14 protein-coding genes are annotated in these 12641 nt (G+C 57.0%); 10 read left to right on the top strand and 4 right to left on the bottom strand.

Annotated elements, in window-relative coordinates; translation table 11 throughout:
* Nucleotides 1-52 precede the first annotated feature (52 nt).
* The 4 genes from BLP93_RS06370 to BLP93_RS06355 all read right to left on the bottom strand — a co-directional run bounded on the left by BLP93_RS06370 (nucleotide 53) and on the right by BLP93_RS06355 (nucleotide 3550).
* A complete protein-coding gene (locus tag BLP93_RS06370; protein ID WP_092118771.1) occupies nucleotides 53-2419 on the bottom strand; it encodes a cysteine synthase in 2367 nt (788 codons plus the stop codon).
* Nucleotides 2420-2453: 34 nt separating this feature from the next.
* Nucleotides 2454-2696 (bottom strand): hypothetical protein, encoded by a 243-nt coding sequence (locus tag BLP93_RS06365; protein WP_092118768.1) that lies wholly within the window; start codon nucleotides 2694-2696, stop codon nucleotides 2454-2456.
* 2 nt (nucleotides 2697-2698) lie between these two features.
* On the bottom strand, nucleotides 2699-3187 hold the full coding sequence (rsfS, locus tag BLP93_RS06360; RefSeq protein WP_244148664.1) for a ribosome silencing factor: 489 nt from the start codon (nucleotides 3185-3187) through the stop codon (nucleotides 2699-2701).
* Nucleotides 3188-3343: 156 nt separating this feature from the next.
* Complete coding sequence (locus BLP93_RS06355; RefSeq protein WP_092118762.1) at nucleotides 3344-3550, bottom strand: twin-arginine translocase TatA/TatE family subunit; 207 nt, start codon at nucleotides 3548-3550, stop codon at nucleotides 3344-3346.
* Nucleotides 3551-3716: 166 nt separating this feature from the next.
* Between BLP93_RS06355 and BLP93_RS17000 the strand changes: the two genes are divergently transcribed.
* The 10 genes from BLP93_RS17000 to BLP93_RS06305 all read left to right on the top strand — a co-directional run bounded on the left by BLP93_RS17000 (nucleotide 3717) and on the right by BLP93_RS06305 (nucleotide 12509).
* The gene (locus BLP93_RS17000) at nucleotides 3717-4115 is read left to right on the top strand and encodes a hypothetical protein (protein WP_161946208.1); all 399 of its coding nucleotides are present in this window, start codon (nucleotides 3717-3719) and stop codon (nucleotides 4113-4115) included.
* A gap of 2 nt (nucleotides 4116-4117) precedes the next feature.
* On the top strand, nucleotides 4118-4999 hold the full coding sequence (locus BLP93_RS06345) for a hypothetical protein (RefSeq protein WP_139162936.1): 882 nt from the start codon (nucleotides 4118-4120) through the stop codon (nucleotides 4997-4999).
* Nucleotides 4996-5646 carry an HAD family hydrolase gene (locus tag BLP93_RS06340; RefSeq protein WP_092118753.1) on the top strand — a complete coding sequence of 217 codons (651 nt, stop codon included), beginning with the start codon at nucleotides 4996-4998 and terminating at the stop codon, nucleotides 5644-5646. The genes BLP93_RS06345 and BLP93_RS06340 overlap by 4 nt, the downstream gene beginning before the upstream one ends.
* 14 nt (nucleotides 5647-5660) lie before the next feature.
* A complete protein-coding gene (locus BLP93_RS06335; protein WP_092118750.1) occupies nucleotides 5661-5960 on the top strand; it encodes a YggT family protein in 300 nt (99 codons plus the stop codon).
* Between the two features lie 12 nt (nucleotides 5961-5972).
* On the top strand, nucleotides 5973-6272 hold the full coding sequence (locus BLP93_RS06330) for a DUF167 domain-containing protein (protein WP_092118747.1): 300 nt from the start codon (nucleotides 5973-5975) through the stop codon (nucleotides 6270-6272).
* A 43-nt stretch (nucleotides 6273-6315) separates the two neighbouring features.
* Nucleotides 6316-6546, top strand: coding sequence for a DUF465 domain-containing protein (locus BLP93_RS06325; RefSeq protein ID WP_092118744.1), 231 nt, complete (start codon nucleotides 6316-6318; stop codon nucleotides 6544-6546).
* 1 nt (nucleotide 6547) lies between these two features.
* On the top strand, nucleotides 6548-8242 hold the full coding sequence (gene ilvB, locus BLP93_RS06320) for a biosynthetic-type acetolactate synthase large subunit (protein ID WP_092118741.1): 1695 nt from the start codon (nucleotides 6548-6550) through the stop codon (nucleotides 8240-8242).
* 12 nt (nucleotides 8243-8254) lie between these two features.
* Nucleotides 8255-8740 (top strand): acetolactate synthase small subunit, encoded by a 486-nt coding sequence (gene ilvN / locus BLP93_RS06315; protein ID WP_092118738.1) that lies wholly within the window; start codon nucleotides 8255-8257, stop codon nucleotides 8738-8740.
* Nucleotides 8741-8863: 123 nt separating this feature from the next.
* Entirely contained in the window at nucleotides 8864-9853 is a 990-nt protein-coding gene (gene ilvC / locus BLP93_RS06310; protein WP_092118735.1) for a ketol-acid reductoisomerase, read from the top strand.
* A gap of 394 nt (nucleotides 9854-10247) precedes the next feature.
* Nucleotides 10248-12509 carry a GspE/PulE family protein gene (locus BLP93_RS06305; protein ID WP_092118732.1) on the top strand — a complete coding sequence of 754 codons (2262 nt, stop codon included), beginning with the start codon at nucleotides 10248-10250 and terminating at the stop codon, nucleotides 12507-12509.
* The last annotated feature ends 132 nt before the right edge of the window (nucleotides 12510-12641 follow it).

Here is a 12641-nt window from a genome sequence, read left to right as displayed (position 1 = left end):
GCCATCGTTTTTATTTCAAGCATTGAACTTTACTGTCTGAAAGGTTGAAGGATCAGCGGCGGAATATCAGCGGTTCGTCTGCTGTATCCTGGATGCGGTAGCCGGCGGTCTCGATTTCCCGGCGCAGTCGGTCTGCTTCGGCGTAGTTTTTTTGTCGACGGGCATCGGCGCGGAGAGTGCACAGCGTACGGACGTGCTCCGGGATTTCTTTTTGTCGGCAAGGAATGATCGCCCAATCCAAGAGCCCCAGGACTTCATCCAAATGGCGGAAGAGATCCATGCAGGCCGAGGCTTCGCCGGAATCGAGGCGGCTTTGGTTGATGGCAGTATTGATATCCCTGGAGCATTGGAACAACGTCGGCCAGAAAGCGGGGAGATTAAGGTCGTTTTCCAGACAATCCGTGAAGGACTGCTTTACGTTGAACAGCAACTGACCAATGCTCTGACTTATGTTCTGTCCGACGCTCCTGTTCTGAACGGGTGCCGGGGACGGGGCTTCCGTTTCAGCCAGAGCGTGCAGCCGGACTAATGTCTGTTGAATCCGCTGCTGGTTTCTGGACCACATGGCCAGATTGTCCGCCGAGCACTGGAGAGCCGAGTGATACGAACCGGAGAGCAACCAAAAGCGCAGGGCCAGGGCATCGCTTCCCTTGTCCAGGAAATGCGTCAGCGAGGAGTCCTGTGCCGGCTCGGCGCATATGGAGGATTGGGCCGTGATCCAGGCCTGGGGCTGAAAATTGGCCGCGCCGCGCCAGATGGAGGAAAGATTTTCCAAGTGAGGGAACTTATGGTCCTCATCGCCGAGCACCAGGGTCAGCTCGGGCGACGATCCCTGCAGAACCGCGCCGGCCATCTGCAGGTACCAGCTCGGGCGCACGTTGCCCCATTCGGTCTGGAGAAAATACCCGTCCTTGAGTTCGGCGAGGGAGGTGCGCTTGAGAAGCGTGAAATCCCGGGGATTGTCCTTGACGTAGCCGTCCAGGTCCACGGTCATGCCGGCCCGCAACTTTTCCGGATCAACGCCGAGAAGAGAGCCGTAGTTCTTGTCCCGGAGCACATCGAAATACACCGAACGCAGCTTTTCGTAGCCGAGTCCCTTGCTGAGCAGCTTCCGACACGCGGACATCAGCCCCGGGACGTCCCGGCCGGCCGAAATAAATTGAACCGCGTCGCTGACGCCCAAAAGCCCCGCCAGTTCCCTGATCCCGGCCAGGATTTCCCGGCCCGATTCATCCAGACTCTTGCCCTCGGCTCGGGCCGCGGCCACGGCCCGGTCGTCGAGATCGGCAATGGCCACCAGCACCTCGGCCTGGTTATCCTTCTGCCGCTGAAACCTGGCCAAAACATCCAGCAGTACTATCCGCCGCCAAGCGCTGATGTCGGCCCACTGATCCAGGCTCGGCCCGGGAGTGAAAAATCGCAGTCCGGCCTTGCCGGAACGCAGGGAAACCATCCCTCGCTGCTTCAGGTCGCGAACCTGGACACCTTGCTCCTGGGGCGGGGCGAAAAGGGGAGTGCTGAGATACCGGATGCCGCTGTCCGGGAAAATGGTCACCACCAAAGGCGGCTCTGCTTCCGAATCAACCTGCTGGTCCAGTTCCCGGGCCAGCTGCAAGGCGCCGCTCAGGGCCGCACCGGAACTCATTCCGGCGAAAATCCCTTCCTGGGCGGCAAGTTTACGGCACAGATCGAAGGCCGATTCATCCTCCACGTTCAAAATCCTGTCCGGAGCATGCTTGTCGTAGATCCCCGGCGGATACGACTCCTGCATGTTCTTGAGGCCCTGAATCTTATGGCCGGCAAAGGGTTCCACCGCCACGATGCAAATCTTCGGGTTGAGTTCCTTGAGCCGCTTGGTCAGCCCCATCACGGTTCCGGAGGTTCCCAGCGTCGCCACGACATGGGTCACCCGACCTTCGGTCTGATCCCAAATTTCCTGGGCCGTGGTCCGGTAGTGGGCGGCAATGCTGGCCGGATTATTGAACTGATCCATGAGCACGTACCGGTCGGGGGATTCCCGGTACAGCCGGTAGGCTTCTTCAATGGCGCCATCCGTGCTCTGATGGCCGGGCGTGAGATGAATTTCAGCTCCGTAGGCCAGCATGATCCGCTTGCGTTCCTCAGAGGCGGATTCCGGCATGAGCAGCTTCAGCTTGTAGCCCTTGACCGCGCAGACCATGGCCAACCCAATCCCGGTATTTCCGGAAGTGGCCTCGATGATCACCTTCTCCGGCGTCAAGGTCCCGGATGCCTCAGCCTGTTCAATCATGGCCAGGGCAACCCGATCCTTGATTGAACCTCCCGGATTGAAATCTTCAAGCTTGGCCGCGATACGGACCCGCGCGGCATAAGGATTCAGTAGTCCCAGGGCGACAAGCGGCGTGTGGCCGATGAGGGAAAGGATGTGGTCGTGAATCATGGGGCAAGAAAAAAAAATTATTCTGGGGGATGATCTAGAGGTAATCCTGGTCGATGGCGGCCTTGCCGTCGGCGTTGACCAGCTTCAAAAAGCGAGTCATACGCTCGTCGATGGGCACGACGGGGTATTGGTTCTTGCACATGTCGCAGTGGGCCAGGGCCGGTTGCGTGGGGGAGGCAAGCGGGAGTTCCCGGCCGCAAAAGGGACACGGATAGATGTAGATTATTTCCATACGCACCGGCTTAACCGGCAGCATGGCTTTTTTTCCGGAGTTCATGGTTAATTCCGAACAGTTCCAGATGAATCTTCGGCGTCCGTCTTGGCCTCGCTTGCTCCGGCGGCGCCCTCGACTTTGTTCGCGTCCGGAAGCAGGGATCGGCTCTGGGACCAGAGTCCATCCAAGTTATAGAACTTCCGCGTTTCCTCCTGGAAGATATGAATCAGGATGTCGTTGGCGTCCACAAGGATCCATAAGCCTTCGGAATACCCTTCCATGCCGAGATAAGAGCCGCCGTTTTCAGCGAATTTTTCCAGAAGCCAATCCGCCAGGGCCTGCGCGTGCCGTGGGCCCTGGGCCGTAACGATGACCATCACGTCGGCCACGGAAGAAAAAGGCGAAACATCCAGAACGTTGACGTTCACCCCTTTCTTTTCTTCAAGCCATGCGGCAACAGCCAAGGCGGTATCCTTGGCTTCGGGGTTCGGCGACTTGGGTCGCTCCAGATTCGTCGGACTGAGGGTATCCATTTTTGATATCGGTCGTGTCATGATTGTCTCCTGCTTTTTGACTACTCTGCTCCGTCTTCCCTGACAAGATGCAATCAGCGCCGCGGACGTAGTTTTCGAGGGCTGCCAAAAAAAACGGGCAATCCTCCAAATCGAGGACTGCCCGGGAGCTTTTTTCCGTTGCGGCAAATGCGCAGACTAGGACGATCCTTTGGTTTCCTTGGATTCCGCGGGCTCTTTGTCTTTCGAGGAAACTTCTATTTCCTCAGGCTCCGTTGTTGCCTTCTTGAAATTCTTGATGGCTCGGCCCATGCCGGACCCGATTTCGGGCAGCTTGTTTGCACCGAAGATGACCAGGATGATCACCAGCACCACGATGAGTTCTGTCATGCCAATTCCGAACATGCAATCTCCTCCTTAAGAAACATTTTCAATTTCTACTCCGGCTTGAACAAGAGGTCAATGATTCATACGCAAAAAGATACCTGGACATTTCATCCGGTTATGATAACCTGAATTTTCCCTTTAAACCAACGGCATTCTTTTCTCACCACAAACAAAGGCATTGCGCATGCATGCGAAAATACTTGCCTTTCCAGCCAGATCCTGCCGTTTCTCCGTTGTTGACAGATGTGCCAAGGACGACATTCTTCATCCTATCGGCTCCAGTCGCCTGCAATGCCGCGTACTTACGGCATGGGAAAACGCGCACTCCGGCATGCTGGACACGGCGGAGCAGTATAGGTTGACCTTGGAGGAGTCCATGACATTTATCGCGGAAAATACTGTCCTGGATCTGGAGCCCGTACTGCTGTGTCCACAGTACCGCCGTGCGGGAACAAACTCTGAGCTGGATTGCATCTTTTTGCATGGGCATTTATGTATCAGGGCGCTGCCCTCCTGTACCGGGGCATGCAGGAGTTTTGCACTACGTTCATCCGGACTGCCGAAAGAACCGGAGCATCATTAAACATGACATCTCAATCAAAAGAAAAAAAGACTCCCCAACGCCGGCAACACCCTCTGATCCTAAACTTCCCGTTTTTGCATCCGGAAATGGAATCCGCGGATCTTCTTGAAGATCTGCCTGAAGAAGTGCTGTTTCTTGATCCGGGCATCAATGAAAACGGTTCCGGGAGAATATGGCGTCCTTCCAATCTGCCTCTTTCCGAAGAACTGGCGAAGATCTTCCTGCGGGAATCCGCTTCCTTCGCCCTGGAACGCGGCCGGAGCGTCGGGGCGCTGAAAGCGGCGGCAATGACCGGGGACGATTTTTATTCCCAAACGGTCTACTCTATTCAGTCCAAGCTGACGGGAGGAGCCGAACCCCGGCGGGAGGACCCCGCCGTGCGCTCCCAACAGACCCTGTTACTGGCCTGGCAACATGAAGAACAGACGCTCGAAATCCGAAACATCCAGCAGGGCATTGACGACGGCTTCGCACATCTTGAACAATCCCTGGGCGTGGGGGATGGAGAGGATCTGGACGAACTTTTCGGCGTCCGCGCTGCCATGGCCGCTCCGGAACAGGACCAGGTCGTGGCTTGGTCGGGAATTTTGGAGGCGGTCCTCTTTTTTCTGCCGGAGTCGACCGCGCTGCTTTCCAGGCATCAAGACGTGACGGACGCATTAACGGACATTGCTTCCTGCTCAGAGGAAGCGCTGACCGAACTCCAGGCCTCTGATCTTCTCCGTTCAACCGCCCGCAAAACGGGTGCCCGGATCATCCATGCCCCGGGCTGGAAACTGATGGGCAAAACCCGCTGTCCGGAGCACAAACCTTGGCTCGCGCAGCCGCGATTCATGCTCCTGCCCGCCTCTGGAAACGACCTGCGCGAGGATGCGTCTTCATGAGAACCGCTCTGGACGCCGTGATCGATCCCCGACTGAAAGGCCTCGTCTTGGACTGCGACGGGGTCATTCTGGATTCGTTTCAGGCCAACATGGAGTTCTACAACGCCATGCGCCGGGTCATCGGCCTCGGACCAATGAACGCGGAGGAAGAATCCTACGTTCACAGCCATGCGGTACACGATTCCATGCGCCGGATCATTCCGCGCGAACATTGGAGCCAACTTGATGCCATCCGGAAAAAAATCAACTACGCCGATCTGATGCCCTATCTGCAATTGGAGCCGGGCCTGGAACGCGCCCTGCGAACAGCTCGCTCCAAGGGCCTGCGCATGGCCATCTGCACCAACAGAACAAATACCATGGGATCTATTCTGCACCATTACGCACTGACCTCTTTTTTCCATCCCGTGGAAACCGCGGCCACGGTCACCTTTCCCAAGCCGCATCCGGAAGGCTTGCACAAGATCCTGAATGTCTGGGGCGTCAGCAGAGACGAGATCGCCTTTATCGGCGACACCAAGGTGGATGAACAGGCCGCTGTTGCAGCCGGAGTCCGGTTTTGGGCCTACAAGAACGAAAAGCTGTGCTGCAACCTGCACATTCCAAACTTTTTCATGTTAAGCCAATGGCTGATGAAACGAGCCTGAGGCAAGGAGGATGAATGGGTATTCTGGCTAACTTTATCATGGCGCTGGCTTTTGTCCTGAACTCGATCCTGAGCATCTACTTCTGGATCGTGATCATTTCGGCGCTGCTCTCCTGGGTCAATCCGGACCCGTACAATCCTATTGTCCGAGCGTTACGCTCGCTCACCGACCCGGTCTTGAACAAGATCAGAAGCACAGTACCCTTTGTCATGATCGGGGGATTTGATCTCTCCCCCATCGTTCTGTTGCTGGGAATTCGGTTCGTACAGATTTTCATCGTCAATTCGCTGTATCAGTTCGCGGCGAGACTGTAACCGGAATGGATCATGGTCCTCGACGGTATTGTTCAGCAGATGGACTGCTCCTGGCTGCTGCCGGTATGGATTCAACCCGGCGCCAAGCAAGACTGCGCCGTCGGAATCATGGACGGTTGTCTGAAGGTCCGCATTGCCGCTCCAGCCGTTGACAACAAGGCCAATCGGTCTTTGACCGTATTCATTGCGGCGCTGTTGGGACTGCGTCGTGATCAGGTGCAAATCGTCAAGGGCATGACAGGAAGAAGAAAGATGCTGCGTATTGTCGCGGAAGCGAAACCTGACTGGGAAAAGTTGTTCCCTCGCAGGTAGAACCTAGATTAACATTTTACGACAACCTTAAGGAGTGATGCCCATGGAACAGCATGAAGTGGATCTCATTGGTAAATTGGTGGATGGGAACCCGGAACTTGCCGAATTATGGAATGATCACCAGGAATATAAGAAACAGCTGGCAAGGTTCGAAGGTAAACCCTATCTCTCGCCCGCGGAAGATGCGGAACTGAAGCTTTTGAAGAAGAAAAAGCTGGCGGGGAAGACTAAAATGCAACAGATCCTGGACAAGCATCGCCAATCGGAGGCCTGATATGGAAAGGACGGGGGCGCAAATCCTGCTGGAGTGCCTGCTTCATGAAAAGGTGGACGCCGTATTCGGATTTCCCGGCGGAGCTGTCATCGACATCTACCATCACCTGCCCGAATATCCGAAGTTGCGACATTTTCTGGTCCGCCACGAGCAAGGGGCCATTCATGCCGCGGACGGATATGCGCGGGCAACGGGCAACGTCGGAGTATGTCTGGTAACGAGCGGACCGGGGGCGACGAACACGGTTACCGGGATCGCCACCGCCTATATGGATTCCATCCCCGTCGTTATTATCACGGGCCAGGTCCCGACACCCTTGATCGGCAACGATGCGTTCCAGGAAGTTGATATCGTCGGCATTTCAAGACCGTGCGTGAAACACAACTACCTGGTTAAGGAAGTGAAGGACCTGGCCTGGATCATCAAACAGGCCTTCTATCTTGCCCGGACCGGACGTCCCGGACCGGTGCTCGTTGACCTGCCCAAGGATGTTCTCCAGGCCAAATGCACATATGAATATCCTGAAACCATCAGCATGCGCAGCTACAATCCCAACCTCGCACCGAACCGCCGGCAGGTGCGCAAGGCCACGGAGCTTCTGCGCAACAGCAAGCGCCCGCTGGTCTACTCCGGCGGCGGGGTCATCTCCTCGGACGCCTCCGAGGAACTGACCTGGCTGTGCCGGAACCTGCACATTCCGGTCACCTCCACCCTGATGGGCCTGGGCGCCTTTCCTGGCGACGACCCCCTGTGGCTGGGCATGCTCGGGATGCACGGCACATATGCCGCGAACATGGCCGTGGGACACACGGATCTGCTTCTGGCGGTTGGAGCGCGCTTCGACGACCGGGTGACCGGAAAGATCAGTTCCTTCGCCCCTTCAGCCCAGGTGGTGCATATTGACGTGGATCCCACATCCATCCGCAAGAACGTCAACGTGGACATCCCCATCGTGGCGGACTGCCTGCACGCTCTGCGCGCCATCCGCGAGGAACTGGAAATCTGCGCGGAATGCCCCGACTGGGCCGCTGTGCATGAGCCCTGGTTGAATCAGCTCCAGGAATGGCGGCAGAATCATCCCCTACGCTACACTTTCAGTGAAGAACCCATCAAACCGCAATTTGTCGTTGAAAAAATTTATGAGCTGACCAAGGGCGAAGCGATCATTACCACGGAAGTAGGGCAGAACCAGATGTGGGCGGCCCAGTTCTCCAGGTTCCATCGTCCGCGAACCTTCCTCACCTCCGGCGGCCTGGGAACCATGGGTTACGGCTTTCCCGCCGCCATCGGCGCCCAGGTGGCCTTCCCGGACAAGCTGGTGATCGACATTGCGGGCGACGGCTCAATCCAGATGAACATCCAGGAAATGGCCACCGCGGTGAGCTACAACATCCCGGTGAAAATCGTCATCCTGAACAACGGATACCTGGGGATGGTCCGGCAATGGCAGGAACTGTTCTATGCCAAGAACTACTGCTCCACGTGCATGCATATCAACCCGGACTTCGTGAAGCTGGCCGAAGCCTACGGAGCAAGGGGATTCAGGGTGACCAGAGCGGCGGACGTTGAAAGCGTGCTCCGGGAAGCTTTTGCGGTATCCGGTCCGGTCATCGTGGACGTGGTCGTGGAACCCGAAGAAAACGTCTATCCCATGGTCCCGGCCGGCGCTGCGCTGACCGACATGCTGCTGGTGTAAAGGAGGCCTCTGATGCGTCATGTGCTGTCGGTACTTGTGGAAAACGAGCCCGGAGTGCTCTCCCGGGTTGTCGGCTTGTTCAGCGGCCGGGGGTTCAACATTGAAACCCTCAATGTCGGCCCTACCTTAGAGGACGGCATTTCCCTGATGACCATCACCACGTCGGGCGACGAGCAGATCATCGAGCAGATCACCAAACAACTGCGCAAGCTCGTCACCGTGGTCAAAGTGGTGGACCTGACCCACCTCCAGTCTGTTGAACGGGAAATGGTTTTGATCAAGGTCAACGCGGAGGACGATCGCCGGGCCGAAATCCTTCGCATCGCTGACATCTTCCGGTGCAAGGTCGTGGACGTGAGCAGCAACGAGCTGACCCTGGAAATCACCGGCGACCAGGGCAAGATCAAGGCCATCGTGAGCCTGCTTCAGCGCTTCGGCATCAAGGAATTTGCCCGCACGGGCACAGTGGCCATGCGCCGCAGCATGCAGATGGAGTGATCAGCGGTTCTTGATAATTACCCCAAGGATGACTACGAAACCTGCAGAGCAGACGGGCGCATCTCTCTTGCGTCCGAAACCGTCTTACATCAGCACGTATTTTGAGCATGAAAAGGAGTAGGAATGCGCGTATTTTATGAACAGGATGCCCCTCTGGAGCCATTGGCCGGGAAAACCGTGGCCATCATCGGCTACGGCAGCCAGGGCCATGCCCACGCCCAGAATCTGCGGGATTCCGGCTGCAATGTCGTGATCGGCCAGCGAGCCGGCGGCGAAAACTGGCAGTTGGCCAAGGAACACGGCTTCGAGCCCATGAGCGCGGCGGATGCGGCAAAAGCCGCGGACGTGATCCAGATTCTGGTTCAGGACCAGTACCAGCCCAAGGTCTACAACGAGGAAGTCCTGCCCCATCTCAAGGCGGGCAAAACCCTTGTTTTCGCCCATGGCTTCAATATTCATTTCAATCAGATCCTGCCTCCCAAGGACGTGGACGTGGTCATGGTCGCTCCCAAGGGCCCGGGGCATCTGGTGCGCCGGGAATATGAGCGCGGCGGAGGCGTGCCGGCCCTGATCGCCGTGCACCAGGACGCTTCCGGACAGGCCCTGGCCACGGCGTTGGCCTATGCCCGCGGTATCGGTTCGACCCGTTCCGGCGTTCTGCAGACCACCTTCCAGGAAGAAACCGAAACGGACCTGTTCGGTGAACAGGCCGTGCTCTGCGGCGGCGTCAGCGCGCTGATCCGGGCCGGTTACGAAACCCTGATCGAGGCCGGATATCAGCCCGAAGTGGCGTACTTCGAGTGCATGCACGAACTGAAGCTGATCGTGGACCTGCTCTACGAAGGCGGATTCAAGAAGATGCACCACTCCATCAGTGACACCGCCGAATACGGGGACCTGACCCGCGGCCCGCGCCTGGTGGACGGACGGGTGAAGCAGGAAATGAAGCGCGTCCTGGAAGAGATCCAGCAGGGCCATTTCGCTCGGGAATGGATCCTGGAAAATCAGGCCGGAAGGCCCAGCTTCTACGCTCTGCGCCGCCAGGTGGAAGAGCATCCCATCGAGGAAGTCGGAGAGCGCCTGCGAGGCATGATGGCGTGGCTGAAAAAATAATTCCGCTACCCGCTTCCTGAACCGCGCCCGCCGGACGGAATGCATAATTGATCCCACCTTCGAAATCTTCCGGAGGTGGGATTTTTATTTCGGCATGCCGGTGATCAAAAAGATTTATCTGGTTCAACTTGGCATTGTTGCGAGGAACCGAATCGAACTCGCAATTCATCAATATCGTAATCGTAATCGTAATCGTAATCGTAATTGTAATCGTAATCGTAATTGTAATTACGCAATCGATATCCCAATCGATAGCAATAGTCTCATAATCTATTTTTCGATTCGATATCGATTGCGATTGCGATTGCGAGGCTGTGAATGCACTGTCTGTTCGCCATAAATCCATCAACGCAAACCCGGATACCCTCTCCTCCGTCTTACGAAGGATGTTAATATGACTGGAACGGACGCAAGCCACGGACATGCTTCATGCGATTATCAAGCCCTGTTCAATTCAATTGTCCAACGCATTTCCACCCAGGACAGCTTCCAGGATATCCTGCCCATTATTGAGCAGGACCTGCTCAGGTTGTTGCGGGCTGAACGGCTGACCATCTATCAACGCCTGCGCAACGAGCAGGAAATTGTTTCCAAGTTCAAGTCCGGCAACGAAATCAAGGAAATCCGCCTTCCTCTCTCGCCGGCCTCCATAGCCGGATATGTCGCCTTGAACCATGCTACCCTGCTGATCAGGGACGTGTACGATTCCGGAGAGCTTCAAGCGATTCATCCCTGCCTGCGCTTCAATGCGGGTTTTGACCGCCAAACCGGCTTTCGGAGCAGATCCATGGTGGTTGTTCCCATTCATCACAAAAATGTCGGCCTTGGCGTGCTGCAGCTTTTGAACTGCACCAGTGGGACGGTGTTCAGTGAAGTGGATCTGCGCAACGCCCAGAAAATCGGGATGATCATTGGCCGGCAGTTCTCCTACGAGTTTCATGGAACCAACGGACCATACGATTATCTCATCCTGAAAAATCGGATTTCCCGGGAACGGCTCTCGGAACTGCAAAAACGAGCCGCCGCGGAACAGGTTTCTCTCACTCACTTGCTGGTCTCGGATGCCGGCCTGCGGCCCGAGGAAGTCGGGTACTCGCTGGAACAATTCCACCAGGTGCCGTACATGGCCTACGATCCCGAAATCATGCCGGCGCTGCATCTTGTGGACGGAGTTTCGGAGCAGTACTTGCGCAACAACAACTGGCTGCCCCTTTCCGGGGATCACCAGGAGGTGGTGATTCTCATCGACGATCCCACGGACAGTCAAAGAATTCAGGAAATCCAAAAAATCATCCCGGCGGATCGCTACATTATGCGGATCGGCCTGCCCGAGGACATTCAGCGCTATCTCCGTCATGACCTGGACAAATCCTCCGAAGCAGGCATCTCCGATCTCGTGGACCGCCTGGAAGAGGAAGGCGGCGAACTGGAACGCGAGGATCACCTTGAAGACGCCTTGAGCGAAAATACGGCAACCGTGATCATCCTGGTCAAAAAGCTGATTCAAGAGGCGCATCGCCAGAATGCATCGGACATTCACATCGAACCCGAGGGTGCCAATGCGGCTGCCCAGGTTCGATACCGAGTCGACGGCCTGTGCCACCAGACCTTGAAAATTCCGGCCAGCCACGTCCGTGCGGTCATAGCCCGGATCAAGGTCATGTCCGGACTTGATATCGCGGAACGCCGCAAGCCTCAGGACGGAAAATGCCTGGTCCGTCTGGGTGGCAAGCCGCTGGAACTGCGGGTCGTGACACTGCCCACGGTGCATGGGGAATCCGCTGTGCTGCGCCTGCTTTCCGCGAGCGAAGCCATGCCTCTGAACCGTCTCTCTCTGTCATCAACGAATCACGAGCGGATTCTGGACATCGTCGCCCGGCCCCACGGCATTTTTCTGGTGGTGGGGCCGACGGGTTCCGGGAAAACCACAACCCTGCACGCCGTGCTCGGCCATATCAACCAGCCGGACCGCAAGATCTGGACCGCCGAGGACCCGGTGGAAATCACGCAGCCCGGCTTGCAGCAGGTCCAGGTCCATTCCAAGATCGGACTGACTTTTGCCTCGGCCCTGCGTTCCTTTCTGCGAGCTGATCCGGACGTGATCATGATCGGCGAGATGCGCGACTCGGAAACAGCCCAGATTGGGATCGAGGCCTCTCTGACCGGCCACCTTGTCTTCTCCACCCTGCACACCAACTCGGCCCCGGAAACCCTTGTCCGACTCCTGGATCTCGGCGTGGAGCCGGTCAGCTTTGCCGATGCCCTGCTCGGCGTGCTCGCCCAGCGACTGCTGCGCACCCTGTGCGGCAAATGCAAGATTCCCTACCAGGCTTCGGAGGAAGAAATTCGGTTCATTCGCCGACATTACGGCGAAGACTGCCTCCATGAGCTGCCCCTCACGGCCGAGCCCTTGATCCTCTACCGGGCCTACGGTTGCAAGGCCTGCGGCGACAGCGGCTACAAGGGCCGCATGGGCGTCCATGAACTGCTGGTGGGCACGGAGGAAATCCGCTCCATGGTCTCAAGCAACGCCACTGCCCAGGCACTTCGCACCCAGGCCATGTCACAGGGGATGCGAACTCTGATGCAGGACGGAATCCAGAAGGTTCTGCAAGGATTCAGCGACTTCGAACAACTCCGACGGATTGCGGGTTAGCGGGGAAAGCTAGCCGTCCGCCCAGGACCGCACCATTTACGTGGCACGCGCAATGCATTCCATCCGCATCTCACACTTCTTCAGCGGGATTTCATTCGTGGGGGCCGTCGAGGGGTGGATTTCGTTAAGCAG

Source organism: Desulfonatronum thiosulfatophilum (assembly GCF_900104215.1).
Classification (GTDB): Bacteria; Desulfobacterota; Desulfovibrionia; order Desulfovibrionales; family Desulfonatronaceae; genus Desulfonatronum; species Desulfonatronum thiosulfatophilum.
Note: the sequence above shows the minus strand (reverse complement) of the source record. Positions and strands in the feature narration are given on the sequence as shown.

Bases quoted from the DNA above. Each gene is read 5' to 3' on its own strand.
- BLP93_RS06370 (WP_092118771.1), bottom strand. From the start codon at position 2,419: ATGATTCACGACCACATCCTTTCCCTCATCGGCCACACGCCGCTTGTC.
- BLP93_RS06365 (WP_092118768.1), bottom strand. From the start codon at position 2,696: ATGAACTCCGGAAAAAAAGCCATGCTGCCGGTTAAGCCGGTGCGTATG.
- rsfS (WP_244148664.1), bottom strand. From the start codon at position 3,187: ATGACACGACCGATATCAAAAATGGATACCCTCAGTCCGACGAATCTG.
- BLP93_RS06355 (WP_092118762.1), bottom strand. From the start codon at position 3,550: ATGTTCGGAATTGGCATGACAGAACTCATCGTGGTGCTGGTGATCATC.
- ilvN (WP_092118738.1), top strand. From the start codon at position 8,255: ATGCGTCATGTGCTGTCGGTACTTGTGGAAAACGAGCCCGGAGTGCTC.
- BLP93_RS06345 (WP_139162936.1), top strand. From the start codon at position 4,118: ATGACATCTCAATCAAAAGAAAAAAAGACTCCCCAACGCCGGCAACAC.
- BLP93_RS06305 (WP_092118732.1), top strand. From the start codon at position 10,248: ATGACTGGAACGGACGCAAGCCACGGACATGCTTCATGCGATTATCAA.
- ilvB (WP_092118741.1), top strand. From the start codon at position 6,548: ATGGAAAGGACGGGGGCGCAAATCCTGCTGGAGTGCCTGCTTCATGAA.
- BLP93_RS17000 (WP_161946208.1), top strand. From the start codon at position 3,717: ATGCATGCGAAAATACTTGCCTTTCCAGCCAGATCCTGCCGTTTCTCC.
- ilvC (WP_092118735.1), top strand. From the start codon at position 8,864: ATGCGCGTATTTTATGAACAGGATGCCCCTCTGGAGCCATTGGCCGGG.
- BLP93_RS06335 (WP_092118750.1), top strand. From the start codon at position 5,661: ATGGGTATTCTGGCTAACTTTATCATGGCGCTGGCTTTTGTCCTGAAC.
- BLP93_RS06325 (WP_092118744.1), top strand. From the start codon at position 6,316: ATGGAACAGCATGAAGTGGATCTCATTGGTAAATTGGTGGATGGGAAC.
- BLP93_RS06340 (WP_092118753.1), top strand. From the start codon at position 4,996: ATGAGAACCGCTCTGGACGCCGTGATCGATCCCCGACTGAAAGGCCTC.
- BLP93_RS06330 (WP_092118747.1), top strand. From the start codon at position 5,973: ATGGTCCTCGACGGTATTGTTCAGCAGATGGACTGCTCCTGGCTGCTG.